The sequence below is a fragment of the Arabiibacter massiliensis genome, from assembly GCF_902386925.1.
Taxonomy (GTDB): Bacteria; Actinomycetota; Coriobacteriia; order Coriobacteriales; family Eggerthellaceae; genus Arabiibacter; species Arabiibacter massiliensis.
In genome coordinates this window covers 514,519-539,436 of record NZ_LR698996.1, presented here as the reverse complement: position 1 = coordinate 539,436, position 24,918 = coordinate 514,519, and the positions used below count along the sequence as shown (strand labels likewise).

21 protein-coding genes are annotated in these 24,918 nt (G+C 69.4%); 2 read left to right on the top strand and 19 right to left on the bottom strand.

Annotated elements, in window-relative coordinates; all coding sequences use genetic code 11:
* Nucleotides 1-216: 216 nt before the first annotated feature.
* From FX134_RS02305 to dapB, 10 genes are all read right to left on the bottom strand, one after another.
* Nucleotides 217-804 carry a regulatory protein RecX gene (locus tag FX134_RS02305; RefSeq protein WP_080797355.1) on the bottom strand — a complete coding sequence of 196 codons (588 nt, stop codon included), beginning with the start codon at nt 802-804 and terminating at the stop codon, nt 217-219.
* A gap of 1 nt (nt 805) precedes the next feature.
* The gene (recA, locus tag FX134_RS02300; RefSeq protein ID WP_080797354.1) at nt 806-1,864 is read right to left on the bottom strand and encodes a recombinase RecA; all 1,059 of its coding nucleotides are present in this window, start codon (nt 1,862-1,864) and stop codon (nt 806-808) included.
* A 310-nt stretch (nt 1,865-2,174) separates the two neighbouring features.
* Complete coding sequence (gene pgsA, locus FX134_RS02295) at nt 2,175-3,353, bottom strand: CDP-diacylglycerol--glycerol-3-phosphate 3-phosphatidyltransferase (protein WP_080797353.1); 1,179 nt, start codon at nt 3,351-3,353, stop codon at nt 2,175-2,177.
* 5 nt (nt 3,354-3,358) lie between these two features.
* Nucleotides 3,359-4,663: a 30S ribosomal protein S12 methylthiotransferase RimO gene (gene rimO / locus FX134_RS02290; protein WP_080797352.1), complete on the bottom strand. Its 1,305-nt coding sequence runs from the start codon at nt 4,661-4,663 to the stop codon at nt 3,359-3,361.
* A gap of 9 nt (nt 4,664-4,672) precedes the next feature.
* Nucleotides 4,673-5,170: a YajQ family cyclic di-GMP-binding protein gene (locus FX134_RS02285; RefSeq protein WP_080797351.1), complete on the bottom strand. Its 498-nt coding sequence runs from the start codon at nt 5,168-5,170 to the stop codon at nt 4,673-4,675.
* A gap of 139 nt (nt 5,171-5,309) precedes the next feature.
* A complete protein-coding gene (locus FX134_RS02280; protein ID WP_080803667.1) occupies nt 5,310-6,365 on the bottom strand; it encodes a helix-turn-helix domain-containing protein in 1,056 nt (351 codons plus the stop codon).
* Nucleotides 6,366-6,378: 13 nt separating this feature from the next.
* The gene (locus tag FX134_RS02275) at nt 6,379-8,901 is read right to left on the bottom strand and encodes an FtsK/SpoIIIE family DNA translocase (RefSeq protein WP_080797350.1); all 2,523 of its coding nucleotides are present in this window, start codon (nt 8,899-8,901) and stop codon (nt 6,379-6,381) included.
* Nucleotides 8,902-8,999: 98 nt separating this feature from the next.
* Nucleotides 9,000-10,895 carry a ribonuclease J gene (locus FX134_RS02270; RefSeq protein WP_172623345.1) on the bottom strand — a complete coding sequence of 632 codons (1,896 nt, stop codon included), beginning with the start codon at nt 10,893-10,895 and terminating at the stop codon, nt 9,000-9,002.
* Nucleotides 10,896-11,046: 151 nt separating this feature from the next.
* On the bottom strand, nt 11,047-11,940 hold the full coding sequence (dapA, locus tag FX134_RS02265; protein WP_080797348.1) for a 4-hydroxy-tetrahydrodipicolinate synthase: 894 nt from the start codon (nt 11,938-11,940) through the stop codon (nt 11,047-11,049).
* An 87-nt stretch (nt 11,941-12,027) separates the two neighbouring features.
* A complete protein-coding gene (gene dapB / locus FX134_RS02260) occupies nt 12,028-12,801 on the bottom strand; it encodes a 4-hydroxy-tetrahydrodipicolinate reductase (protein WP_080797347.1) in 774 nt (257 codons plus the stop codon).
* A 231-nt stretch (nt 12,802-13,032) separates the two neighbouring features.
* Here dapB and FX134_RS02255 point away from each other — a divergent pair, with 231 nt between their 5' ends.
* Entirely contained in the window at nt 13,033-13,239 is a 207-nt protein-coding gene (locus FX134_RS02255; protein ID WP_080797346.1) for a hypothetical protein, read from the top strand.
* Nucleotides 13,240-13,306: 67 nt separating this feature from the next.
* Here the strand turns inward: FX134_RS02255 and pnp are convergent, their stop codons facing one another.
* The 6 genes from pnp to FX134_RS02225 form a co-directional block, all read right to left on the bottom strand.
* Nucleotides 13,307-15,547 carry a polyribonucleotide nucleotidyltransferase gene (gene pnp, locus FX134_RS02250; RefSeq protein ID WP_080797345.1) on the bottom strand — a complete coding sequence of 747 codons (2,241 nt, stop codon included), beginning with the start codon at nt 15,545-15,547 and terminating at the stop codon, nt 13,307-13,309.
* Nucleotides 15,548-15,767: 220 nt separating this feature from the next.
* Entirely contained in the window at nt 15,768-16,055 is a 288-nt protein-coding gene (gene rpsO / locus FX134_RS02245) for a 30S ribosomal protein S15 (RefSeq protein WP_080797344.1), read from the bottom strand.
* A gap of 226 nt (nt 16,056-16,281) precedes the next feature.
* Nucleotides 16,282-17,406, bottom strand: coding sequence for a GGDEF domain-containing protein (locus tag FX134_RS02240; protein WP_080797343.1), 1,125 nt, complete (start codon nt 17,404-17,406; stop codon nt 16,282-16,284).
* Nucleotides 17,403-18,560, bottom strand: a complete 1,158-nt coding sequence (locus FX134_RS02235) for a GGDEF domain-containing protein (RefSeq protein WP_143412111.1) — start codon at nt 18,558-18,560, stop codon at nt 17,403-17,405. Before FX134_RS02235 ends, FX134_RS02240 begins: the two co-directional genes overlap by 4 nt.
* A gap of 190 nt (nt 18,561-18,750) precedes the next feature.
* Nucleotides 18,751-19,884 carry a sensor histidine kinase gene (locus tag FX134_RS02230; RefSeq protein WP_080797341.1) on the bottom strand — a complete coding sequence of 378 codons (1,134 nt, stop codon included), beginning with the start codon at nt 19,882-19,884 and terminating at the stop codon, nt 18,751-18,753.
* A gap of 24 nt (nt 19,885-19,908) precedes the next feature.
* Complete coding sequence (locus tag FX134_RS02225) at nt 19,909-20,637, bottom strand: response regulator transcription factor (protein ID WP_232050812.1); 729 nt, start codon at nt 20,635-20,637, stop codon at nt 19,909-19,911.
* A 778-nt stretch (nt 20,638-21,415) separates the two neighbouring features.
* Between FX134_RS02225 and FX134_RS02220 the strand changes: the two genes are divergently transcribed.
* Nucleotides 21,416-22,201, top strand: a complete 786-nt coding sequence (locus tag FX134_RS02220) for a C39 family peptidase (protein ID WP_080797340.1) — start codon at nt 21,416-21,418, stop codon at nt 22,199-22,201.
* Nucleotides 22,202-22,270: 69 nt separating this feature from the next.
* Here the strand turns inward: FX134_RS02220 and FX134_RS02215 are convergent, their stop codons facing one another.
* Genes FX134_RS02215 through FX134_RS02205 form a run of 3 tightly spaced genes read right to left on the bottom strand, consistent with a single transcriptional unit; the run spans nt 22,271 to nt 24,829 of the window.
* Nucleotides 22,271-22,519 (bottom strand): TIGR03905 family TSCPD domain-containing protein, encoded by a 249-nt coding sequence (locus FX134_RS02215; protein WP_080797339.1) that lies wholly within the window; start codon nt 22,517-22,519, stop codon nt 22,271-22,273.
* 20 nt (nt 22,520-22,539) lie between these two features.
* On the bottom strand, nt 22,540-23,310 hold the full coding sequence (recO, locus tag FX134_RS02210) for a DNA repair protein RecO (RefSeq protein WP_080797338.1): 771 nt from the start codon (nt 23,308-23,310) through the stop codon (nt 22,540-22,542).
* A 7-nt stretch (nt 23,311-23,317) separates the two neighbouring features.
* On the bottom strand, nt 23,318-24,829 hold the full coding sequence (locus FX134_RS02205) for a PASTA domain-containing protein (RefSeq protein WP_080797337.1): 1,512 nt from the start codon (nt 24,827-24,829) through the stop codon (nt 23,318-23,320).
* Nucleotides 24,830-24,918: the final 89 nt, after the last annotated feature.

Below are 24,918 nucleotides of genomic sequence, written 5' to 3'. Positions count from 1 at the left end.
CTTACATCGGGGCGGCTCTACTCTTTCCTACGCATGACTAGATCGAGTAGAGCGATGATCACCAGGCAAAACGCGAACAAGCTTTCCCATGTCACCATTGGCGTACCTCCTAGTCGGGGGTAGCCTGCCGCTTGCCGGCATCCCAAAGGGGCCGAAGCCCCCGGCGAAGACGCGGTTCCGGCGCCCTTGCCGGGGGCTTCGCTTCATTCGTCCGCCTCAGCGCTCCTCTTCGCGCGCCTCGCTCCAGAGGCGGGCGGCCGTGGAGGCGGCGGAGGCGCCGTAGCCCTTCTGCACGAGGCGGCGGTAGGCGGCGTCGCGGGCGTTCTTGGCGCGCGGGGGCCTGCGCTCGAGCAGATCGAGGGCGCGCTCCACCTCGCGCTCGGCACCCTCGTCAGACTCGGCGAGGGCCTCCACCCCGTCGGGGTCGATGCCGAGGTCTGCGAGCTCCGCCGCGATGCCCTGCCGGCCGCGGCCTTGCGCGAGCCGGCTGCGCACGAGCACGTCGGCGTAGCGCATATCGTCCACGAGCCCGCAGGAAAGGGCGCGCGCAAGCGACTCCTCCACGGCCTCCGGCGAGAACCCGTCCCGCGCAAGGCGCCGCCTCAGCGCGGCGCTCGCCTGCTCGCGCGCGGAGGCGAGCCTCTCGATCTTGCGGAAAGCGCGTTCGGCCTCGGCCGGCCCGTCTGCCGCCTCGGCCTCCTCACGCGCCTTCTGCGGCGCGGCCGCATGCGGGGCCGGGCCGCCCTCGATCGCGTCGATGCGGGCGCGGAGGGCGGCCCTCACCTCCTCTGAGCTGGGAGGCATGCTATTTCTTCTTCGTCGGCTTCGCGACCGGGCTCAGCGCGTCGGCCTCCTCGGTCGAGCGCGTGATGATGGGGATATCGAACGATTCGCGCACCTTCGTCTCCAGCACGTCGCGCAGATCGGGATTCTCCTTGAGCGTCTGCTTGGCAGCCTCGCGGCCCTGGCCCAGGCGCTCCTCGCCGTAGGTGTACCATGCGCCCGACTTCTTGGCCACGCCGCACTCGACGGCCATGTCCACGATGCAGCCCTCGCGCGAGATGCCCTCGCCGTACATGAGGTCGAACTCGGCCTGGCGGAACGGCGGGGCCACCTTGTTCTTCACCACCTTGGCGCGCACGCGGTTGCCCACGATCTCGCCGTCCTTCTTGATGGAGTCGATGCGGCGGATGTCGATGCGCACGCTCGAGAAGAACTTGAGCGCGCGGCCGCCCGTCGTGGTCTCGGGATTGCCGAACATGACGCCGATCTTCTCGCGCAGCTGGTTGATGAAGATGCAGGTGGTGTTCGACTTGGAAAGCGAGCCGGCCAGCTTGCGCAGCGCCTGGGACATGAGGCGCGCCTGCAGGCCCACCGTGGTGTCGCCGATCTCGCCCTCGATCTCGGCGCGCGGCACGAGCGCGGCCACCGAGTCGACGACCACGGCGTCGATGGCGCCGCTTCGCACGAGCATGTCGCAGATCTCGAGCGCCTGCTCGCCGGTATCGGGCTGCGAGATGAGCACTTCGTCGATGTCCACCCCCAGGCGCGCGGCGTAGACAGGATCGAGCGCGTGCTCCGCGTCGATGAAGGCCACGATGCCGCCCATGGCCTGCGCCTCGGCGAGGATCTGCAACGCGAGCGTCGTCTTGCCGCTCGACTCGGGGCCGTAGATCTCCACGATGCGCCCGCGGGGCACGCCGCCGATGCCGAGCGCCGCGTCGAGCGGCAGCGCCCCCGTCGGGATGACGCCGACGTTGAGGTCGAGCCCTCCCTCGCCGAACTTCATGATGGAGCCCTTGCCGAACTTCGTCTCGATCTGATCGGTGGTCAGCTTGAGCATCTTCGATTTTTCTTCGTTCATGCGCTTCCTTCTCTTCCCCGGCCGTGCGCGCTCTCTGCCGCGTGGTCTTGTTCCTACTATTATACGAACATATGTTTGTCGGTCAAGTCCTTTTCGCGAAACGACTCCGAATCACAGTATAACGACGCGATCCAGCGCATCCATGGCGCGCGTCCAGCGCATCCGCGCCCCGATCCATCGCCGATCAAGCGCGCCTCCAGCGCCCGTCCAGCACGTTTCCAGCGGGAATCAAGCGCGTTTCCAGCGAAAATCAAGCGGAAACCTTACACCCCAGCTCAAAGGCCCGCCTTCACAGGCCGCAACGCGCCGCTCAGCACCGGGCGGGATCCCCCTCGAGCGCTTCCAGCAGCATCCCGAGGGCCGCGCGTACGGTGGCCAGGCGCACCTCCTCGCGGCTCCCCTCGAAGGAGAACAGCCGCTCCTCGGCATGCCTGCCGCACGAGAGCCCGATCCACACGGTGCCCACCGGCTTGCCCGGCTCCGCGCCGCCCGGCCCGGCGATGCCCGTCACCGCCACCGCCGCGTCGCAGGCGAGCTCGCGGCGCGCACCGGCCGCCATGGCGCGCGCCGTCTCGGCGCTCACGACGCCGAAGCGCTCGATGGCGCCGGCGTCCACGCCCAGCACGTCGCTCTTCACCTCGGCCGCGTAGCTCACCACGCCGCCGCGCACCACGTCCGAGCTGCCGGCCACGTCGGTGAGCGTCACCGCGATGAGGCCGCCCGTGAGGCTCTCGGCCGTGCCGAGCGTCCTCCCCGACGCACGAGCGGCGTCGAGCACCCGCGCGGCCAGCGCGTCGAGCCCCTCCATCTCCTCGAGCTCCTCCGCTTCGCGCGAGCGCGGGCGTCCCAGCCCGATGAGCTTGCGCGCCTTCGCGATGTAGTCGAGCATCGACACCACCGTGAGCACGAGCGCGACGATCATCACGCCCCAGCTCAGAAGCCATAGCCCGTCGGAGAACGCCGCGCCCGCGCTGCCCACCATGTAGGAGTCCTTCACGCAGAACAGCACGATGGCGACCATCTGGAACACGGTCTTGAACTTGCCGTACCAGCTGGCCGCGATGACCACGCCCTCGCTCGCCGCCACCATGCGCACCCCCGACACGATGAACTCGCGCGCCAGGATGACGAGCACGACCCAGCTGGGCAGCGACCCCAGCTCCACCAGGGCTAGAAGCGCCGCGGCGACGAGGATCTTGTCGGCGAGCGGGTCCATGAACTTGCCGAAGTCCGTCACCTCGTTGCGGCTGCGCGCCAGGTAGCCGTCGAGCCAGTCGGTGCACGAGATGAGGATGAAGATGCCGGCCGCCACGAGGCTCTTCGCGTCGTCGGCCACCTGCGGCAGGCCGAACCACTGCGGCCAGGGGCTGATGAGGGCCACCACGAACACCGGCACGAGGCAGATGCGCACGAGCGTGACGATGTTGGCCGGCGTCCACAGCTTGTCCGCCGGGGTCGGGCTCACCTGCACCGTGCGCTTCGAGGCCATGGCGCTCACTCCCCTTCCATCTCGTAGAGCAGCGTGTCGACGATGCGCACGCGCACCACCTGGCCCGCCTCGCCGCGCTCAAGGTAGGTGACGCCGTCCACCTCGGGCGCCTGGCACCTGGCGCGCCCGTAGAGCTGGCCGTCCTCCTCGCGTCCCTCCACGAGCACGTCCATCTCGCGCCCGACGCGCGCGGCGATGCGCGGCACGCACACGCCGTCGGCCAGGTCGCGCAAACGCTGCGCGCGGTCGGCCTTCTCGTCGTCGTCCACCTGACCGGGCAGCCCGGCCGCGCGCGTGCCGTCCTCGCGCGAGTACGCGAACACGCCCACGTAGTCGAACAGGCCCTCCTCCACGAAGTCGCAGAGCTCCTCGAACTGCCCGTCCGTCTCGCCGGGGAAGCCCGCGATGAGCGTCGTGCGCAGCGTCGCGTCCGGCACGCGCGCGAGGATGCGCTCGATGAGGGCCTCGAACTCCGCGCGCGAGCCCGTGCGGTTCATGGCGCGCAGGATGCCCGCGTCCACGTGCTGCAGCGGGATGTCGAAATAGGGGCACACGTTGGGATGCGACGCGACGGCGGCGAGGTAGGCGTCGGTCACGCCCTCCGGCTGCAGGTACATGACGCGGAACCACGTGTCGGGGAACTCCTCGGCCAGCGCGGACACGAGCTCGCCGAGCGACGAGGGCTCGTCGAAATCGGCGCCCCAGCGGCCCGTGTCCTGCGCGATGAGCACGATCTCGCGCGTGCCCGCCGCCACGTGGGCCGCCACCTCCGCGCGGACGTCGGCCAGCGGGAAGCTGCGATAGCGCCCGCGGATGAACGGGATGGTGCAGTACGAGCAGAAGCGGTCGCAGCCGTCGGAGATCTTCACGTAGGCGAAGGGGGCGGCAGGGGCGGCTTGGGAGGGCGCGCGGTTCTCAGGATGATAGCCCAGGGCCTCGGCGAGGACGGCGGCTATGTCGTCCTCGCGGCTGCAGGGCAAAAACGCCCGCGCCTCCACCAGCTCCTCTGCCAGGTCGTCGCCGTAGCGCGCGGGCATGCAGCCGGCCACGACGAGCGGCGCGCCGGCCTTCACGTTGGGCAGCCCCGCCGCGTCGAACACGGCCTCTATGCTCTCCTCGGTGGCGCTCTGGATGAACGAGCACGTGTTCACCACCACCGCGTCGGCTCGCTCGGGATCGTCCTCAAGCGCGAAGCCCGCCTCAAGTAGGCGGGCGCGCATGTGGGCGGTGTCCACCTCGTTCTTGGCGCAGCCCATCGTGACGAAGGCCACGGCGGGCGCTGCGGGCGCGCCCTTGATGCATCGCTTCATCCCGCGGCCTCAGCGGTAGTTCACGTACTGGAGCGGCTGGCCGTAGTCCTGGCCCTTCAGGAAGGCGATGACCTCCTGAAGGGCGTCGCGCGACGCCGAGCTCACGCGCAGCTTGTCGCCCTCGATCTGCACCTTCACCTTGAACTTCGCGGCTTTGATGTCCTTGTTGATCTTTCCAGCCGTCTCCTTGTCGATGCCCTCGACGATGGTCGCCGTCTGGCGCACGCTCTGGCCGGCGGCCGGCTGGGCCTCGCCCCACTTGACGGCGGCCAGGTCGATGCCGCGCTTGATCAGCTTCGAGCCGATCACGTCGGCCACCTGGCGCGCCACGAACTCGGCGGGCGCCGCCACGGTCATGGTCTTGCCCGCCTTGTCGAGCGTTATCTCCGCGCCGGAGTCCTTCAGATCGTAGCGCTGCGCGAGCTCCTTCTTCGCCTGCTGGAACGCGTTGTCGATCTCCTGCATGTCCACCGTGGACACGACGTCGAAGCTGGATTCTTTCGCCATGGAGGTTCCTTTCCCGCAACGCGGCCCGCCCCCGGGCCGCCCGTAGTTTCCATATCGGAACAGGATAGCGCATTTTCACGCCGCGAGCGGGGATTCCAGAGGTCGTCCACGGGCGTGACAGGGGGACGCCCCCCCTGCCTTACGCGGCCGTGTCGGGGTGGTCGGCCTTCCATTGCTCGAGGATGGCGGGGAAGTCCACGGTGTAGCTCCACAGGCCGTCGCCGTCGTCGTCCGTCAGCTCCACGGCCTCTCCGTCCACCGTCAACGTGACCGCGTCCGGGTTCGGCGTGTAGAGCGTGAGCGTGGTATCGACGTCGAAGGTCTCCTTCGCCGGCCCCTCGACCTCCTGCGAGAAGTCGAGTTCGTTAGACTCGCCCACGTACGTCTCGATGTAGGCCGTCTGGCCGGAGGCGACCTCGTACTCGAGCACCGCCTTCGCCGGCGCCACGGCCTTCGGCGGCGTGACGGGCTCCTGCGCGGCACCTTCCGACCCCTCGCCGCCCTCGGTCTGCGTGGGGTCGGTGAGACCGGACACGTGCACCTTCGGCGCGTCGTCGGTCGCTTCGCCCCCCTTCCCGCCGAACACGAGCGCGAGCACGATGACGAGCAGCACGAGGATCACCGCGCCCGCGATGATGAACGGCAGCTTCGACTGCACGGGATTCGGCGCCTTGGGCCCCGCGTAGAAGTTCGTGTACTGGGCGTTGGGCAGCGCGGCGTGCCGGCTCGGGTGCGTGCGGCTCTCGTCGTAGAGACGCCCCTCGCCCGCGCCGGAGCGCGCGCTGAAGTCGCGCCGGTCGTCGTACATCGTGCGGCCGAGCGCGTTCTGTCGGGGCGGGCGCTCCTCCTGGCGCTGGGCTGCACGCTCGCGCGGACGCGCAGGCCGCGACGAGGAGGCGCCCCTCGCGGAAGCTCCCGCGTCGAAGCGCGCCGACTGGCCGTCGCGGGCGCGGCCCACCTGGTAGGCGTAGGCCTCGTCCAGATACATGCGCGTCATCTCGGTGGGGTTGAGGCCCACGAGCCGCGCGTAGGCGTTCACCATGTTGCGCGCGTAGCCGCGCGGGGGCATGCGCGCGAAGTCGTCCTCCTCGATGGCGCGCAGGATGTCGGGCCTGATGCGCAGCCTTCGCGCGGCCTGGGCCAGGTCGTACCCCTTGCGTTCGCGGGCTTCCCGCAGAATCGTTCCGAATGTCACCTGAGCCACCTCGTCATTCGTCCGAGCTGTCGGCGTCATGGGCTTCGAAGGCCTTCAACGTCTCCAGCTCCATGGCGTCCACGAGCACCTCGCGGGGCTTGCTGCCGTTCGGCGGCCCCACGACGCCCTTCTCTTCCAACATGTCCATTATACGCCCTGCGCGCGAATAGCCCACCTTGAGCCGGCGCTGGATGTTCGAGGTCGACCCGAGGCCGCTCGACACCACGATCTCGGCGGCCTCCCAGATGAGGGGGTCGTCGCTGTCGCATCCGCCGCCGCTGCCGTCGGGTGCCGACGCGCCGAGCGTGATGAGGTTCGTCGAGAGGATCTCGGAATGGTACTCGGGCTCGCCCTGCTCTTTGAGCATCTCCACCACGGCGTTGATCTCGTCCTCCGACACGTAGCAGCCCTGGATGCGCTGGGGCTTGGGGTACTCGGGCTTGGAGAGCAGAAGGTCGCCGAGGCCGATGAGCCGCTCGGCTCCGGGCGTGTCGAGCACCACGCGGCTGTCGATGCCGGAGGCCACGTTGAACGCGATGCGGTTCGTGATGTTGGCCTTGATCAGGCCCGTCACCACGTTGGTGGACGGGCGCTGGGTGGCCACGATCAGGTGGATGCCGGCAGCGCGCGCGAGCTGCGCGATGCGGCTGATGGAGAACTCCACCTCCTTGCCCACGTTCATCATGAGGTCCGCGAGCTCGTCGATGATGATGACGATATAGGGAAGCTCCGCGCCCAGCTCGCCGGCGGGAGGCTCCTCGCCGGCCGCGCGCGCCTTCTCCTGCGCGGCGATCTCCGCCTGCACCTTGGCGTTGAACTGGCCGATGTTGCGCGCGCCGGCCTTGGAGAACACCTTGAGGCGCCGCTCCATCTCCGCCACGCCCCACGACAGCGCGCTCGCGGCCTCGCGGGCCTCGGTGACCACCGGCACGTAGAGGTGCGGGATGCCGTTGTAAGGCGTGAACTCCACGCGCTTGGGGTCGATCATGATGAAGCGCACCTCGGCGGGCGTGGCGCGCATGAGGATGGACATGATCATGGCGTTCACCGACACCGACTTGCCCGAGCCCGTGGTGCCGCCGATGAGCAGGTGGGGCATCTTGGCCAGGTCGGACACGATGGAGCGGCCCTCGACGTCCTTGCCGATGGCCACCTGCAAGGGGCCCTCCCCCGCGTCCTTGAGCACGTCGCCGAGGAGCACGGTCTGGCGCGTGCGGTTCGGCACCTCGATGCCGACGTAGTTCGTGCCGGGGATGGGCGCGAAGATGCGCACGCCCGGCGCCGCGAGCGCGAGCGCGATGTCCTGCTCGAGCGCCGTGATGCGGCTCACGCGCACGCCGGCGGGCAGGTCCACCTTGAAGAGCGTCACCGTGGGGCCGGCCACCCAGCCCACGACCTCGGCGAAGATGCTGAAGCTCTCGAGCGTCTCCTGCAGGCAGAGCGCCGTCTCCTTGAGCTCGGCGTCGTTGGCGAGGTCCTTCTTGGGGTTCTTCGAGGTGGCGAGCAGGTCCATGGGAGGCAGCGTGAAGCCGTCGGCGGGACGCGGGGTGGCGAGCGGCGTGGAGGCCGCCGAAGATTTCGCGGACGCGGCCGGGGCGTCCTTATCGTGCTTGCGGCCGAGCTTGCGCGTGAGCGCCTGCGGGGCGTCGCCGACCGTTTCGGCGGGCAGACGGCGGGTGGCCGCTGCTTGCGACGAGAGGGACTGCGAGGCCCGGCGGGGCTTCGAGGGGCGCTCCTTGCCGGCCTCGCGCGGCAGCACGTTGGTCGCGCCCGCCTCGAAGGCCTCCCCCATCGTGGGCACCACGGGCACCTTGGCGCTCGAGGAGCGCTTCACGCGCGCGAAAGGCGGGGCCGCCAGCACGTCGGCCGCCGCGTCCTCCTCCGCCCGCGCGGCGCGGGCGTCCTGCACGCGCTCGACGAGCTTGGAAAGCGAGAACCCGATGACCACGAGGCCCGCCAGGATGACGCCGGCCAGGATGATGCACGACACCGCCTGCCCGAACAGGCTCAGGCCCGCCCAGGCGATGCCCGCCCCCACGTAGCCACCGCGGGCGGCCAGCTGGTCGGGCTCGAACAGAAGCTCCGTCGAGTCGGGCGTAGGCTGGGGCGTGAACAGCGCCAGGAGCGCGAGCACCGCGACGAAGATCATGACGAGGCCCACGGCCACGCGCAGAGGAACGCGCTCGCGCTCGAAGCGCGCGAGGAAGCTCGCGCCGATGACGAGCAGGAAGAACGGCAGCAGGTAGGCCCCGAGGCCCAGCGTGAGGTGCAGGGCCTGGGACACGAAGGACGTGACGATGGCGCTCGAGGGCATCACCGCGGCCACGAACAGCACGACGGCGAGCACGGAGATCGCCACCCCCGTGATGTCGCGGCGGACGCGCTCGTCGAACAGGCGCGGCTGCTCGACCGCCTGCGCGCGGGACGCCCTTCCCTTCTGGGCCTGCTTCTGTGCCGGGGAGGACGCGCGCGCCTTCGGCTTGGAAGACGGCTTGCTCCCCTTCGAACTCTGTGCGGATGCTGACTGTCGGGCCACGCCCTGTCTCCTTCGTGCTGCGTTTCTTCTGCGTTTGACGAGTGTGTTTCAGCCGCTCACGGCCGCATGCGCGCGGAAGCGCATGCGGCTATTATAGCCTAAACCTCCAGCAAGTTCACCACCACCATGGGACGCGTCTTCGTGCGCTCCCACAGAAGCGACAGAAGCGCGTCGCGGCCGGCCTTCTTGAGCTCCTTCTGGCCGCCGGCCTTGCCGAGCTGGCGAAGGAGGGCGTTTCGCACGGTGGTCTGCGCCTCGCGCACGAGGAACTCGTCGTCGCCGCCCGTGATGCCGTGCATCTCCACCTGCACGCTCCCGGCGACGTCCTTGCGCTTGCCGGACACCGCGGCCGCCACGGCCACGAAGCCCTGGGCCGCGAGCGCGCTGCGCTCGTCGAGGACGTCCTGCGAGGTGTCGCCCACCGACAGGCCGTCCACGAACACGATGCCCGACTGCACGGTCTCGCCGCGGCGCACGCCGCGGGCCGTCAGTTCGAGCGACTCGCCGTTCTCGCAGATGAACACGTTGTCCGACGGCACGCCCGTGGCCTCGGCCAAACGGGCGTGGGCCCGCAGGTGCGTGGCCTCGCCGTGCACCGGCATGAAGGCCTTGGGCCGGACGATGGACAGCACGAGCTTCAGCTCCTCGGCGCCGGCGTGGCCGGACACGTGCACGCGCGCGCGGTTCTTGTCGTAGACGTCCGCGCCGATCTTGGCTAGGCCGTTGATGACGCGCGTGACCGCCTTCTCGTTGCCGGGCACCGGCGTGGCCGACACGATGACGGTGTCGCCCTCGTCCATCTGGATGGTGCGGTGCTCGCCGTTGGCGATGCGCGCGAGCGCCGAGAGCGGCTCGCCCTGGCTGCCCGTGCACATGATGACCACCTGGTCGGCGGGGATGCCCTTGAGGTCGTAGGCGTCCAGGATGTCCGCGTCGGAGATGTTGAGGTAGCCGAGGCGCCGCGCGATGTCGGTGTTCTGGATCATCGAGCGGCCCGTGACCACCACTTTGCGGCCGTTGGCCACCGCCGCGTCGCAGATCTGCTGCATGCGGTGGATGTGGCTCGCGAACGAGGCGATGATGACGCGGCCCTTCGCCTGGGCGATGATCTTGGCCAGCTCCTTGCCCACCTCGGCCTCGGAAGGCGTGAAGTTGGGGTTCTGGGCGTTGGTGGAGTCGCTCATCATGAGGTCGACGCCCATCTGGCTGAACTTGGAGAGCGCGCCGAAGTCGGTGGTCACGCCGTCGATGGGCGTCTGGTCGAGCTTGAAGTCGCCCGTGTGCAGCACGTTTCCGGCCGGGCTCTGGAAGAACACGCCCACCGCGCCCGGGATGGAGTGGTTCACGGCGAAGAACTCGGCCGTGAAGCAGCCGAGCTTGATCTGGTCGCCGGGCTTGATCTCGATGAGCTTCGCGTTCTTGATCTTGTGCTCGGCGAACTTGCCCTCGATGAGGCCGAGCGTCATCTTCGTGCCGTAGATGGGCACGCTCCGGTCGAGGTCCTTGAGCAGGTAGGGCAGCGTGCCCGTGTGGTCCTCGTGGCCGTGCGTGATGATGATGCCGCGCAGCTTGTCGGCGTTCTCGAGCACGTAGGTGTAGTCGGGCAGGATGAGGTCGACGCCCGGGTGGTTGTCGTCGGGGAACATGAGCCCCGCGTCGTCGAGGATCATGTCGCCCTTGCACTCGAACACGGTCATGTTCTTGCCGATGGCGTCGAGGCCGCCGAGCGGGATGATCTTGAGCGCGGCGTTCGGGTCCTTCTTCGGCGAGGCGAAGTCGCGCCGCGCGTTCTGCTGGCCTCCCTGCCGCTGCTGGCCGCCCTGGCCCTGCGCGCCCTTCGAGAGCTGGGGGCGCTTGTGCTCGAGCTGCACGTGCTTGTACGAGCGCGTCTTCTTGTCCTCGGCCGCGCGGGCGGCGCCTTTGCCGCCCTGCGAGCGGTTGCGCTGCCCGCGGCCCTGTTCGCGCTCGGGGCGCTCGTTGTTCTGCTGTTCCATATGCTTCCTTCGCTTCTCTGCGCGCTTCGCGGGCCGCTTCATGCAGCGCAAGGCCGGGCATGCCGACCTCTCCGCGCGGTGCGCGCGATGTCCTTATATTCATGCGCGGGCGTCGCCGCCCGCGCTCTCTTCCCTCTTCCGTGCGGCGCGCCTACAGCACGCCGACTTCCCGCATGATGCCGGCCAGGCGCTCGGACTGCTCGGGCGTGGCGTCCACGAGCGGCAGGCGCACGCCTCCCACCGGGAAGCCGAGCAGCTTCAGGGCCTCCTTGACGAGGATGGGGTTCGACGTTTCGAACAGCCCCGTCATGAGCGGCATCAGGCGCTCGTTGGCCTGGGCGGCGGCATCCCAGTCGCCGACGGCGCACAGATCCACGATCTCCTTCATGCGCGCGGGCGCCACGTTGCCGATGGTCGAGATGACCCCGGCGCCTCCCAGCCTCATGATGTCGAGCGTGGCCGAGTCGTCGCCCGAGTACACGCAAAAACCCTCCGGCGCGCCCTCGACGATGGCCTTGATCTGGTCCATCTTGCCCGACGCCTCCTTCACGGCCACGACGTTGGCGCAGTCGCGCGCGAGGCGCAGGGTGGTTTCCGCTTCCATGTTCACCACGCAGCGGCCCGGGATGTTGTACAGGATGATGGGCAGCTCCACCGCGTCGGCGATGGTGCGGAAGTGCCGGTACATGCCCTCCTGCGGGGGCTTGTTGTAGTAGGGCACCACGCACATGAAGCCGTCCACGCCGAGCTTCTCCACGTCGCGGGCGAAATCCACCGTGTCGGCCGTGCAGTTGTCGCCGACGTTGGCGATGACGGGCACGCGGTCGCCCACGGCCTCCACCACGGCGCTGAACAGCTTCATCTTCTGCGGATAGAACACGGTCGGGCTCTCGCCCGTCGTGCCGTTGATGATGAGCGAGTCGCTGCCGCCGTCCACGAGGCGGGCGGCGAGCGCCTGCGCCTTGTCCAGGTCGAGATCGCGGTTCTCGTCGAACGGCGTGACCATGGCCGGTATCATGCGGCCGAAACGGGGCTCTTGCGACATGCGTCCACCTTGCCTTCCACCTGCGCGGCCTTCGCGCAGCGCTCATCGAACAATCGTACTCGTGCAGCTATTATGCCATGTCGGGCGCTAGCGCGCCATGAAGTTCTCCAAACCTACAATCAGGCCCGAACGGCCGCCCACGCTGCGGATGCCCAGAAGGACTCCCGGCATGTAGGAGCCGCGGTCCCAGCTGTCGTGGCGGATGGAGAGCGTCTGCCCGAACGAGCCGAACACGACCTCCTGGCTGGCCACGTAGCCCATCGAGCGCACCGAGTGCACGGGCACGCCCTCCACGAGCGCGCCGCGCGCGCCCTCGCAGCCTTCGATCTCCGTCTCGTTGCCCGGCGCCTCGCTCGCGCGGCCGTCGCGGGCCTCTGCGATGATCTGGGCCGTGCGCACCGCCGTGCCCGAGGGCGCGTCCTTCTTGTTGCAGTGATGGAACTCCATGACCTCGGCCTCGGGGAAGTACGGCGCGGCCGCCTTCGCGAACTCCATCATGAGCACGGCGCCCGTCGTGAAGTTGGGCGCGTAGAACAGGCACGTGCCCTCGGGCGCGAGCGCGGCGAGCTCCTCGAGCGTATCGTTGGAGAGCCCTGTCGTGCCCACGACGCAGTCGATGCCGGCCGGCAGCGCCTCGCGCAGGTTGGCCGCCACGACCGCGGGCTGCGTGAAGTCCACGAGCACGTCGAACGTCCACGCCTCGATGGCCGCCGCCACCGTCGGATACACGGGAAAGCCCGCATCCTGCGCGCCGTGCGGGTCGATGCCGCACACGAGCTCCATGTCGTCGGCCGCGCGCACCGCGTCGACCACCGCCGTGCCCATGCGCCCCGCGCACCCGGAAACCGCCACCTTGATCATGATGCAACCTGCCTTTCGCTCAACGTTTAGCGTCATCCTACCACGGCGAGCCGCCGGGCACCCGCCTCGCCGTCTCGAATGGCATGGGAGGCCCTGCGTGCGTCGTTAAAATTTCAGTTTCATCACGGGCGGTTCGCGCAGGGTAATCCTATGAATCCCCTATACTTTTCCGAAGTGCCGGAAAAGCGGCTTCGCCCGGGATCGGGTGCCCGAGAGAGAAAGGCTGTTTCGATGTACTATGTCCTTATGCTGATCTTCCCCATCGTCGTACTGGGCTTCGGCGTTTTCATGGTGGCGGCGCCGGCGACGGCGACCAAGAAGGACCGGAGGGGCGAGCCCGGCCAGGTTTCCAAGACGAGGCGCAACGGGATGATCGTCATCATCTTGTCGATCGTCCTGTTCGCGATCGCCCTCTTCCAGGTTTCGCTCGCGCACTGAGAATCGAGCGGGCCCCAGGCAGCCTGGGGCCCGCTCGACGTCGGATGCGCTTTGAGAAGCGGGGCCTTTACGCGTCGTGGCGGCGGCGCGGGGTGCGGCCGCCGTTGCCATTGCCGCTGCCGCTGTTGCGGCCGCTGCGGCCCGGGCGGTTGTCCCGATCGCCGCGGTCCTCGCGGCGCGGGCGGTCGCCGCGCTCGCTGCGGGCGGGCGCGGAGCCCTCGGGGGCGTCCGGCTTGTCGAGGCGGTCGAGCGAGATCTTGCCCGAGCCCGGATCCACCTCGAGCACCTTCACCTTCACGACGTCGCCGAGCGCGAGCACGTCCTCCACCTTGCCCACGCGGCCGTTGGCCACGCGCGAGATGTGCAGCAGGCCGTCCTTGCCGGGCGTGAGCTTGATAAACGCGCCGAAGTCCTTGATGCCCACGACCTCGCCGTCGAACTCCTCGCCCACCTCGGGCTCCTTGACGATCCCGAGGATCATGGCCTTGGCGGCATCTCCCGCCGGGCCCTCGATGGCGGCGATGTGGATGGTGCCGTCCTCCTGGATGTCGATCTGGGCGCCCGTCTCCTCCTGGATGCCGCGGACCACCTTGCCGCCGCTGCCGATGACGTCGCGGATCTTGTCCACGGGGATGTGGATGGTCTCGATGCGCGGCGCGAACTGCGAGAGCTCCTCGCGCGGCGCGGAGATGGTCTCGATCATGGCGTCGAGGATGTGGGCGCGGCCCTCCTTGGCCTGTGCGAGCGCGCGGGCCAGGATGTCGACGGAAAGCCCGCGGGCCTTGTTGTCCATCTGGAGCGCCGTGATGCCCTTCTCGGTGCCGCACACCTTGAAGTCCATGTCGCCGAGGAAGTCCTCGATGCCCTGGATGTCGGAGAGGATGACCACGTCGTCGCCCTCCTTGATGAGCCCCATGGCGATGCCGGACACGGGCGCGGCGATGGGCACGCCGGCGTCCATGAGGGCGAGCGTGCTTCCGCAGGTGGAGGCCATGGACGACGAGCCGTTGGACTCGAGCACCTCGGACACCACGCGGATGGCGTAGGGGAAGTCGTCCTCGCTGGGGATCACCGGCAGAAGCGCGCGCTCGGCGAGCGCCCCGTGGCCGATCTCGCGGCGCTTCGGCGCGCCCATGCGGCCGGCCTCGCCGGTGCAGTAGGGCGGGAAGTTGTACTGGTGCATGTAGCGCTTGCCCTCGGCCGGGTCGATGGTGTCGAGGCGCTGCCACTCGTTGAGCATGCCGAGCGTCACCACCGAGAGCACCTGGGTCTGGCCGCGCTGGAACAGGCCCGAGCCGTGCACGCGGGGCAGGTAGCCCGGCTTGATGTAGAGCGGGCGGATCTCGTCGGGGCGGCGGCCGTCGGCGCGCTCGCCGGTGGCGATGACCATGGCGCGCATGGCCTTCTTCTCGAGCTTCTTGAGCTCGGCGGCGATGTCGCCCTTCCAGGCCGCGCGCTCCTCGTCGGAGAACTGCTCGGCCTTGACGCGGTCCTTGAGCGCCTCCACCTTGGCCATGCGTGAGTGCTTGTCGGCGTCGTGCAGGGCCGCGGACATCTCGGCCTCGAACGGGGCCACGCGGCTTGCGATGGACGGGTCGGCCACATGGACCTCCCACTCCACCGGCTCGATGCTCGCGCGGTCGAGGAAGCGCTGCTGCACCTCGCAGAACGCGGCGATGGCCTCCTGGCCGAAGGTCATGGCGGCCAGCATGTCGTCCTCGGAGATCTCCTCGGCGCCGGCCTCCACCATGGAGATGTAGTCGGCCGTGCCGGCGATGGTGAGCTCCAGGTCGGAGTTCTCGGACTCCTCGAACGTGGGGTTCACGATGAACTCGCCGGTCTCCACGTCGCGCCCGATGCGCACGCAGGCGGCCGGGCCGTCGAAGGGCGCGGCGCCCAGCATGAGGGCCGCGGAGGCGCCCATCACGCAGACGGTGTCGGGCGGGTTCACGCTGTCCACCACGAGGGTGGTGCACACCACGTGCACCTCGCGCTTGAAGCCGTCCACGAAGCCGGGGCGTATGGGGCGGTCCACCATGCGGGCCGTGAGCGTGCCCTTGTCGGACGGACGCGCCTCGCGCTTGAGGTAGCCGCCCGGGATCCGGCCCACGGCGTACATCTTCTCGATGAAGTCCACCGTGAGCGGGAAGAAGTCATAGTCCTTCTCCTGGCCGATGACAGCCGTCACCAGCACGGTCGTGTCGCCTTGCGTCACGAGGACCGAGCCGGTGGCCTGCTTGGCGAGCTCGCCCGTCTCAAGGCGGTACTCCTTGCCGTACAGTTCGAAGGATTCGACGATTTTTTCCATGTTCTGCTTTCTTTCTCTTCTGCCTTGGACGCCCTAGTGCGGCCAAGCTTCTTCGACGCGCCGGCTCCTATGCCGGCCGCCGCGAGCAGGCGCGCCCTTGCGCGCCCGACCGCTCTATACAGAAGGAAGCTTCCGCTTCCGGCTGCGCTTTCCGAACCGCCCTCCCCCATCGGGGCCGGGCGGTATACGAGAGCCCGCTCGCGCGGGCTCTCGTACGTGGCTAGATGGTGTCGCGGATACCGAGCTTCTTGATGAGCGAACGGTAATCCTCGATGTCGCGGTTCTTGATGTACTTCAGAAGGCCGCGGCGCTTGCCGAGGAGCATCATGAGGCCTCGACGGGTGTGGTTGTCCTTCTTGTGCACCTTGAGGTGCTCGGTGAGGTTGCGGATGCGCTCGGTGAGGATCGCCACCTGCACCTCGGGACTGCCGGAGTCGCCCTCGCCCTTGCCGTACTCCTTGACGAGCTCGGCGGTGCGCTCCTTGCTGATGCTGAGCTTGCTAGCCATGCTGTTCCACCTTTCATGCGCGGTCGCCTTCCCGGCGCCGCTTCTTCGATATGCGCTCCCCTCTGGGTGAGCATGCGGTGGTGTGCATGCGGACCAAGCGGGAAGTGCCTGCGTTTTCGCAGCTCGCCTATTGTAGGCGAAGCCCCAGGCCGCGGCAAGCGCGCGCGGATGCGCGCCACAGGTTGCCCACAAGCCGGCGAGTGCGTGACAAAGGGACGTCCCTTTGTCACGCCCCTCTGGCGCGCTTGCGAGCGTACATGGCGGCGTCGGCGGCGGCGATGAGCTCGCCGGGAGTCGCACGGCGGGCCGCATCGAAGAACGCCCAGCCGACGCTCGCCTCAAGCCTTCCCTCGGTGCTCGCGGCAAGCTCCTCGTCGAAGGCGCGCACGAGCCGCTCGACCGCCTCGTCGCGCGCGTCGTCCAGCACCACGGCGAACTCGTCGCCGCCGAAGCGCGCGATGAAGGCGTCCTCGCGCCCGAAGGCATGCTTGAGCACGTCGGCCACATGGCGCAGCGCCCGGTCGCCCTCCGCGTGCCCGAAGGAGTCGTTCACCTCCTTGAAGCCGTCCACATCGAACATAGCGAGGCACCAGCTCCCGCCCCGCGCGCAGCGCTCGGCGAGGAACCTGTCGAGCCGTCCGCGGTTGTAGAGTCCCGTCAGGCCGTCGCATACCATGAGCCCGCGCTGCAGATCGAGGTACACCAGCAGCACCGACACCGCCAGACCGGGCACGAGCAGGCTCAGTCCCGAGAAGAGCGTCTGCGCGGCGCCGGCGCCCACGGTGGGCACGAACGCCGCGGCGAAGTAGGCGCACCTGCGGCGGACGACCGGGTCGAACGAGGCGCGCCGGCCGCGCAGCGCGCAGGCGGCGGAGGCCACCGCGTAGCCGATGCTCACGGCGAAGATGAACGCGAACAGCGGACCGCGCTGGTAGCCGCCCTGGGCATCCACCGAGAACAGGGCGTGGGTCCAGGGGCTCGACACGATGAGCGCCTCGTAGCTGGCGAATATGGCAAGCGACGCGATGTCGACGGCGTCCTTCGCCGCCAGGGTGCCGTCGTTGCGCACGGCGGCGCGCACGAACGTGAACCAGAGGAACGACAGCACGCCGCCCAGGGAGTAGAACGCCACGTTGAGCGTCCAGGCAAGGGCGAGCGGCGCGCCCGGCCCCCCGCCGGCCGCGAACGAGCAGGCGATGTCGAGGACGAGCTCGCCGATGGTGAGCGCAACCATGAGCTGGAACAGGCGGTTCGTCCGGGAGAACGGCAGGCGCCCGCGCGAGTTGGCGAGCACCACCGCAAGCGCGAGGGCCGGGACGAAGTCGGCCTGGGCGTAGGCGAACCCGTTCATCGCGCGTCGCCCCCCTTCGCGTCCGCGCGGCGGCGGTCCTTCTCCTTATACATCGCCCTGTCGGCGGCGGCCAGCAGGTCCTCCGCGTCGGTCTGCGCGGCCCTGTCGCACAAAGCGCCGCCGGCGCTGCACGTGAGCGCGCCAACGCGTAGGCCCGCCGTAGCGCGCGCCATCGCCTCGTGCAGCCGCCCGATGGCGCGGCGCATGCCCTCCTCGCCCTCGCAGGACGTCATGACGGCGAACTCGTCGCCGCCGAAGCGCGCGACGCAGGCGTCGCCCTCCCCGAACGCGTCGCGCAGGGCGTCAGCCGTGCGGCACAGGGCCTCGTCGCCGAAGGCATGGCCGTAGCGGTCGTTCACGGCCTTGAACTCGTCGAGGTCGACCATGATCACGCACCACGGGCCGTCCATGCGCGCCCAGCGCGCGGCCAGACGCTCGTCGAAGCCCGCGCGGTTGAGCAGGCCCGTGAGCGCGTCCACCGATATGCGCACGTTCTGGATGCCCACGTAGGCAAGCAGAAGCGCGATGGCGTCAAGCGGCCAGACCGCCCACCAGACGCTCCAGAGGCTCTGGAGCAGAAGCCCCGCGACGGGGATCGCGCCTATCAGCGCGAGGCTCGCGTACTGGCGGCGGCGAGCGAGCGAGGCCGTGGAGGCGCAGCGCAGCAAAGGCATGGCCACGGCGCACAGAAGCGCCGCCGCCATGACCGCGTAGAGCACCGCGACATGCGGCCCGCGCACGTACTCCTGCCCGTCGATATCGAACAGCGTATCCGTGAGCACCCCCGCGGCCACCGCCGCGACGCACAGCGCGAAGGCCGCTCCGCAGAGGACGGCGGGTCGGCGCAGCTGGGAGGGGCGGGAGGCGCCGCGCATCTTCGCCAGCACGTAGAGCAGCCACAGAAGGCTCACGGCGCAGGAGAAGAGCAGGTAGACGGCCATCGCCGCGCGCAGGGGCCCCTCGTCGGGCGCGAAGGCCGCGCCCACCACCCAGCTCGCGGCCTCGGCGGCCAGCGTGCCCAAAAGCACGAGCGCGAGCGCGCGGAACAGCCGGCTCTCGAGGTCGCGCGCGCCGGTGAACAGCGAATCACCGAAGATGACGGCGACGAGCACCGCCGGGAACAAGCCCACGTTCACATGGGTGAGAACGTCCACCGCGCCCCTCCTCCGCCCAGGCTCCGCAAAGCCTCGCCGCACCCGCGCACACCACATCGGCACCAGTATAGCGCATAGCCGCCGGACAGGGGAAACGCCTTCCGCAGGGCAAGGGTTTTGCCCTTGCCGGATTACGACGTTGAGCGGCAAGGGCAGGGCCCTTGCCCTACGGAGCACCGGCAGCGCTTCCCTAGGCCACGCTCGGGCCCTGGGGGATCCAGATGGTGAACGACGTCGTGCCCGCATCGCTCGCGACGTAGATGTCGCCGCCGTGGGCCCGCGCCGTCTCGCGCGCGATAGCCAGGCCGAGGCCCGCGCCCCCCGCCTGCGCGCCGCGGGCCTCGTCGGCGCGGTAGAACCTCTCGAAGATGCGCTCGAGATGCTGCGGCGTGAGCTCGCGCCCGCGGTCGGTCACCGTGAGCTCCCACCACACGAACCGGTCGGCCCCCGTGGCGAGCGAGGTGCGCACCGCCACGTCGGTGCCGGGGTCGGCATAGGCCACGGCGTTCTTCATCACGTTGTTGAGCACGCGCGCCACCTTGCCCGCGTCGGCGAACACGGAGAGCTCGGCCGGCCCGTCATAGACCAGCCTCAGGCCCCGCGCCTCGGCGAGCGGGAAGAACTCCTCGATCACCTGGTTGCAGAACAGCGCGCCGTCGAAGCGCGAGCGCTCGATGGGGATGGCATGCAGGTTGTAGCGCGTGATCTCGAAGAACTCGTCGAGCAGCTCCTCTAGGCGGTACGCCTTCTCCAGCGTGATGCCCGTGTAGCGGCTTCGCACTTCCACCGGCAGGTCGGGAGACTCGTCGAGCAGCGTGAGGTAGCCGACGATCGAGGTGAGCGGCGTCTTGATGTCGTGGGCCAGGTAGGCCACGAGCTCGTTCTTGCGCTCCTCGGCCGCCTTCGCGGCGCGGTCGCTCTGGTCGGCCTGCTCCTTTATCTCGTTGAGCGCGGCGGCGGTGGGCGCCAGCTCCAGCGGGAGCCGGATCGAGCCCTCCCGCTTGGCGAGCACGTCCTCGACCGAGGAGATCAGCAGGTCGAAGTAGCGCAGCGACCGGTTGACGCCCGCGCGCACGATGAGGAACAGCCCCGCCGCGTACCCGGCAGCGAGCAGCCACCAGAACGCGTCCGCCAGCAGGTAGTAGAAGCCCGAGCCGCCCAGGATGTTGTAGAACACGAAGTTCGACAGCGGCAGCTTGACGACCTCGACCATCGCGAGCGCGACGAGGCACGCCGCCGTGAAGGCGAGCGCCTGGAGCACGAGCCGCCCGAGCACCGACCTTCTGAGGAGCCTCTTCTGTTCGACCGCGTACCGCTGCTGCATTGCATCGCCGCCTTCCCCGGGCCGTCAGCCCAGCTTGTAGCCCACGCCCCACACCGTCTCGACGAACTCCTGCGACGAGTCGACGGCGGCCAGCTTCTTGCGCAGATGCCGGATGTGCACCATCACCGTGTTGTTGGACTGCGCGTTGGCCTCCTCGCGCCACACCTCCTCGAACAGCTCGCGCGACGCCACGGGCCGGCCCTCGGCGCGCAGGAGGCACGCGAGGATGGCGAACTCCTTGGGCGTGAGCGCGAGCGGCTCGCCGTGCAGCGTCGCCGTGAAGGCCGACTCGTCGAGCGCGATGCCGCGCGCCTCGAGCACGGGCCGGGCCGCGTCGCGGGCGGCAGGAACGGCCGCGCGGCGCAGGCGGGCCCGCACGCGCGCCACGAGCTCGCGGGGCTTGAAGGGCTTGACCACGTAGTCGTCGGCGCCCAGCTCGAAGCCCACCACCTTGTCCACCTCCTCGTCCTTCGCGGTGAGGAAGATGATGGGCACGCCGCTCGTGCGCCGGATCTCGCGGCAGCAGGAGAAGCCGTCCATGCCCGGCATCATGATGTCGAGCACCACGAGGTCGCACGGCTCCTTCGCGAGCGCGGCCAGGAGGTCGTCTGCGGCATAGAACACGCAGGGCTCGATGCCCGTCTCGGCGAGCAGCTGCCCCACCAAATCGGCGATGGCCCGCTCGTCGTCGCAGACCGCCACCCGCTTCCGCTCCTCCACCAGCGCTCCCTTCGCCCGCATTCCCTTCTGCATCCATTGTATCCGCAGGCGGCGAACGCAAGTGCGCGAGCGACGGGCAATTAAGGAAAACTTAAGATAACCCGCCTTCCCCTGCGGCTGCGACGTTTCGCATGAAACGTCCGTGCTGACTTTCCGCCTAACCCATAACCCGGCGACCGCGTTCTCCTGCACGCGAACCGCGGCTGTCCGACACGAAAACCCTCGACGTGAAAGACTCGGAAGAGGAACGAGACGGGAGGCGGCTCCCCAAAGCGGTGGTCTTTCGACGTTTTCCCAGATCGCGAGAAGCCGGCGTCCACACAGTCCGTCAGGATCCTTTCACGTCGAGGGTTTTCGTGTCGAGAGGGCCCGATTCGCGTGCATCCCCCCCCCGACGCGCATCGATTGCGTCGTAAAAGGAGGGAGCCAGAACATCCGTGCTGAGAAACCCGTCCCAGTGCGCGAAAAACGGCCCTTCGTGGCAGAAATCGACGGGAAATGATCATCTGGAGCGCCAAAAGCGGATCGAAGCGAGCGAGGCGATCCCGCGCGTCCTCATCATCCCTGTTCAGCGAGGCGATGCATCCCTGTGCCGCAATAGGGCCACTTGGCGATGATCATTTCCCGTCGATTTCTGCCACGAACCCCGGTTTTTCGCGCGCCAGGCCGCGAGCGGCGCAAAGCCTTCGACACGAGACGATCGGAGGCCGTCGCGCTTCAGGAAAACTTAAGGGATCGGTTGACGGTTCTTCTGGGACGCAGGGGCGGGCGGGCGCGAAAATCGAAAGGGAAACGCGAAAGGAGCCTGCTCATGACCTACTCGAACTCGTTCGGACGCGCGGCCGCCTCGTCGAGGCGGCCCTCCCCTTCCGGCCGCTACGACCGCGCCGCCTGGTCGCCGCCGTGCAGACGGCGCACAAGGCCCCTCTTCGCCCAAAGGCGGCTGCCGACGAGGCGCATCGCCCTCATCGCAGCGCTCGCCTGCGTCCTCGTCGGCGGCTGCTGGTTCGCCGCGTCGACGCTCGGCGGGCTCGTCGCCGGCGCGCAGGAGCCGGGCGCGGGATCCCCGGCCGCCCCGCAGAGCACGCCGCGCGACCAATGGCGAGCCGGCGAGGTACCCGAGCTCTACCAGCGCGATCCCGCGTGGGCGCAGACGTCCTACGCCGGGGACGATTTCGGCGAGACGGGCTGCGGCCCCACGTGCCTGGCCATGGCGTACGTGGCGCTCACCGGGCGCGACGACAGGGGTCCGGCCGACCTCGCGGCGCTCTCCGAGCAGATGGGCTGCGCCACGCCCGACGGCACCGCCTGGGCGTTCATGACCGAAGGCGCGGCCGAGGTCGGCCTTGCCGCCGAGGAGCTGCCGGCCGACGAGGGGAGCATCCGCCGCGCGCTGGCGGCGGGATCGCCCGTGGTATGCAGCGTCGGTCCCGGCGACTTCACCACGACCGGGCACTTCATCGTGCTCGCCGGCGTGGACAAGGACGGCCGCCTCGTCGTGCGCGACCCGAACAGCCCCGAGCGAACGGCGAAGGCTTGGGACTTCGACGTCGTCATCGGGCAGTGCCGCGCCCTCTGGGCCTACACGGCTGCATGAAGGGGACCGGATCGCCGGCAAGGGCAGAGCCCTTGCCCTACGTTCGACCCGCAGGATGACAAGCAGAGCTTACTGCGCGGCTTGGGCTTCCCTCAGGCCGCGCACCAGCTGGTCGACGCAGGAGGTGGAGCGGCGTCCGCAGGTGTTGCCTTCGAACAGCTCCGCCACCCGCTCCACCGGCATGCCGGCCACCACCTTCGAGATGGCCTTGAGGTTGCCGTCGCAGCCTCCCACGAAGTCGACGTGCGACACCGTGTCGCCGTCGAGCTCGATATGGATCTCGCGGGAGCACGTCCCGCGCGTCTTGTACGTGTACACGATCGCGATTCCCTCTCTTCTCAGAACAACCCGCAGGTGAACAGGAAGTTCAACGATTTCAACTGCGCGCCCACGTGCTCGCGGACCCACTCCTGGCAGAAGCGCAGCGCGCCGAACGCCTCCGACGGACCCGCCCTCATGCCCTCGATCTGATCGAACGTCGATCCGAGGAGCGCCTTGCACCAGTCCACGGTCGCCTGCGGCACGACGCGCGCCTCCATCCGCCCCGCGCACTCGGCGCACAGCACGCCGCCCTCGCGAAACGACACGCGCGCGTCAGCCGGCAGGGCGGGCGCAGCCACGTCGCGGCCGCATCCCGCGCACACGTCCAGGCTCGGCCGCAAGCCCGCGAACGCGAGCGCCTTGAGCAGGTGCGCCGCGCACACGGCGGGCGCCTGGGCCGCCTCGACGCGCCCGAGGCTCTGAAGCGCCGCGCACGTGAGCGCGAACAGGCGCGGGCTCTCGAGCCCCATCTGCGTGACGCGGTCGAGCAGCTCCGCCATGGGCGCGGCGCAGGCGGCATGCTCCATGTCGAGGCGCAGACGCTCGTTGCTCTCGACGAGCCGCGCCTCCTTCACGATGTCGAGGCTGCGCCCGCGCGCCAGCAGCAGGTCGGCGACCGAGTACAGCTCCAGCCGCGCGGAGAACGGGCTCGACGGCTTGCGCGCGCCCTTCGCCACCGCCCGCAGCTGCGAGCCGTCCTCGGCGAGCAGCGTCACCACGAGGTCGCTCTCGCCGAGCTTCGTCTTGCGCAGCACGATGCCGCGCGCGCGGTAGGTGGACTGGGACACGTCGGCCTTAGGAGATGCTCACGACGTTGTTGGAGGCGTCCCACACGATCGAGCCGCTCTTCTGCTTCGCCGAGCCGTACACCGTCTCGCCGTCGAGCGTGGCCATGGCGCGCCCCGTGATGGTGAACGACGTCGTCTCGCTGCCCTGGTAGGCCACCGCATCCACCGAGTCGATGGCGTAGGCGGTGTCGCCGAGCGTGATCGTGCCCGCGCCCTGCAGGTAGGCGAGCGCGGCGGCCTCGAGCTCGGCCGCGCGCGAGAGCGCGATGTTCACGGTCACCGTGGAGCCTGAGGCCAGCTTCTCGCCGGGCGCGGGATCGGTGCCGAGGACGGTGCCGGCCGCGACGGAGTCGTCGTAGACGTAGGCGTCCTGGGCGACGTAGCCCTCGGCCTCGAGCGCGGCCTTCGCCTCGTCCCACGTTTTGCCAGCCACGTCGGGGACGACGTAGGCCTGGGACACGGTCACCGTGATCGGCGCGGCGGAGAGGGCCTTCGAGCCGGGCGCGGGGTCGACGGCCAGCACGACGCCCTCGCGCTCGTTGGACTTCTCGATCTTGAACGACACGTTCCCGAAGCCCTCGTCCTCGAGCAGCCCCACCGCCTCGTCGCGCTGGCGGCCCACGATGCCCTCCGGGATGACGCGGGCCGTCGCCACGCGCACGAGCACCTCGGTGCCCTGCTCCTGGCGCGCGCCGGCGCCGGGCTCCATGGACAGCACGACGCCCTCCGTGTCGTCGGACTTCACCTGCTCGACGCGCACGGCGAACTCCTTGCCCTCGAGCGCGTAGACGGCGTCGGTCTGGGTCATGCCCACCACGTCGGGCAGCATCTTGCCGCCCCAGATCTCCAGGTAGTAGGTGACGCCGGCCGCCGCGCCGCCGATGGCGAGCAGGCACAGCAGCGCGATGAGCGCGGCCTTGCCCTTGCCACCCTTCTTCTCGTTGGCGTCGGGCGCGCGGAACTCCTTCTGCTTCGGGGCGGCGGCACCGTCGATGCGCGGCATCTCCATCGTGTCGCCGGAGCGCCACGAGGCCGCGGGCGGCACGTAGCTCGCGTCCACGAGGCATTCGTCGAGGCCCGAGAGGTCGGCGGCGACGCCCTCGTCATCGGGGCGCTTGGGAACGAAGGGGGCGAGATCGTCGGCGGCGCGTGCGGCCTCGGGCCTCTCGGCGGCATCCTCCTCGCCGATGGGGCTGAAGTCGAACGCGTTGCCGTTCTCGTCGACGTTCACGCCGGCCACGTCGATGACGGGCAGGCTCGCGGGATCGAGCGGGCCCGAGGCGCCCGGGCGCGCGCCCTTCCGGGGGCGGGCGGGCTCCTCGTCGGCCGGGGCGGCCGCTTCGGGCTCGGAGACGGCCTGCTCGTCGGGCGCGGGCTCCGGCGCGGGGGCGGATTCCTCGCCCTCGGCCCGGTCGGCGGCCGTGGCGAGCTCGGCGATCTTGCCCGTAAGCGGCATGCCGCACTCGTTGCAGAACCTCGCGCCGTCGCGGTTTTCGGAATGGCAATGGGGACAGATCATGCTGGCATACTCCCTCGCAAACTTGCTTGATGGGAAGATTGTAGCCGAAAACCCGCCGCCGCGCGCGGCGAGGGAGCGGACGCGGGCCC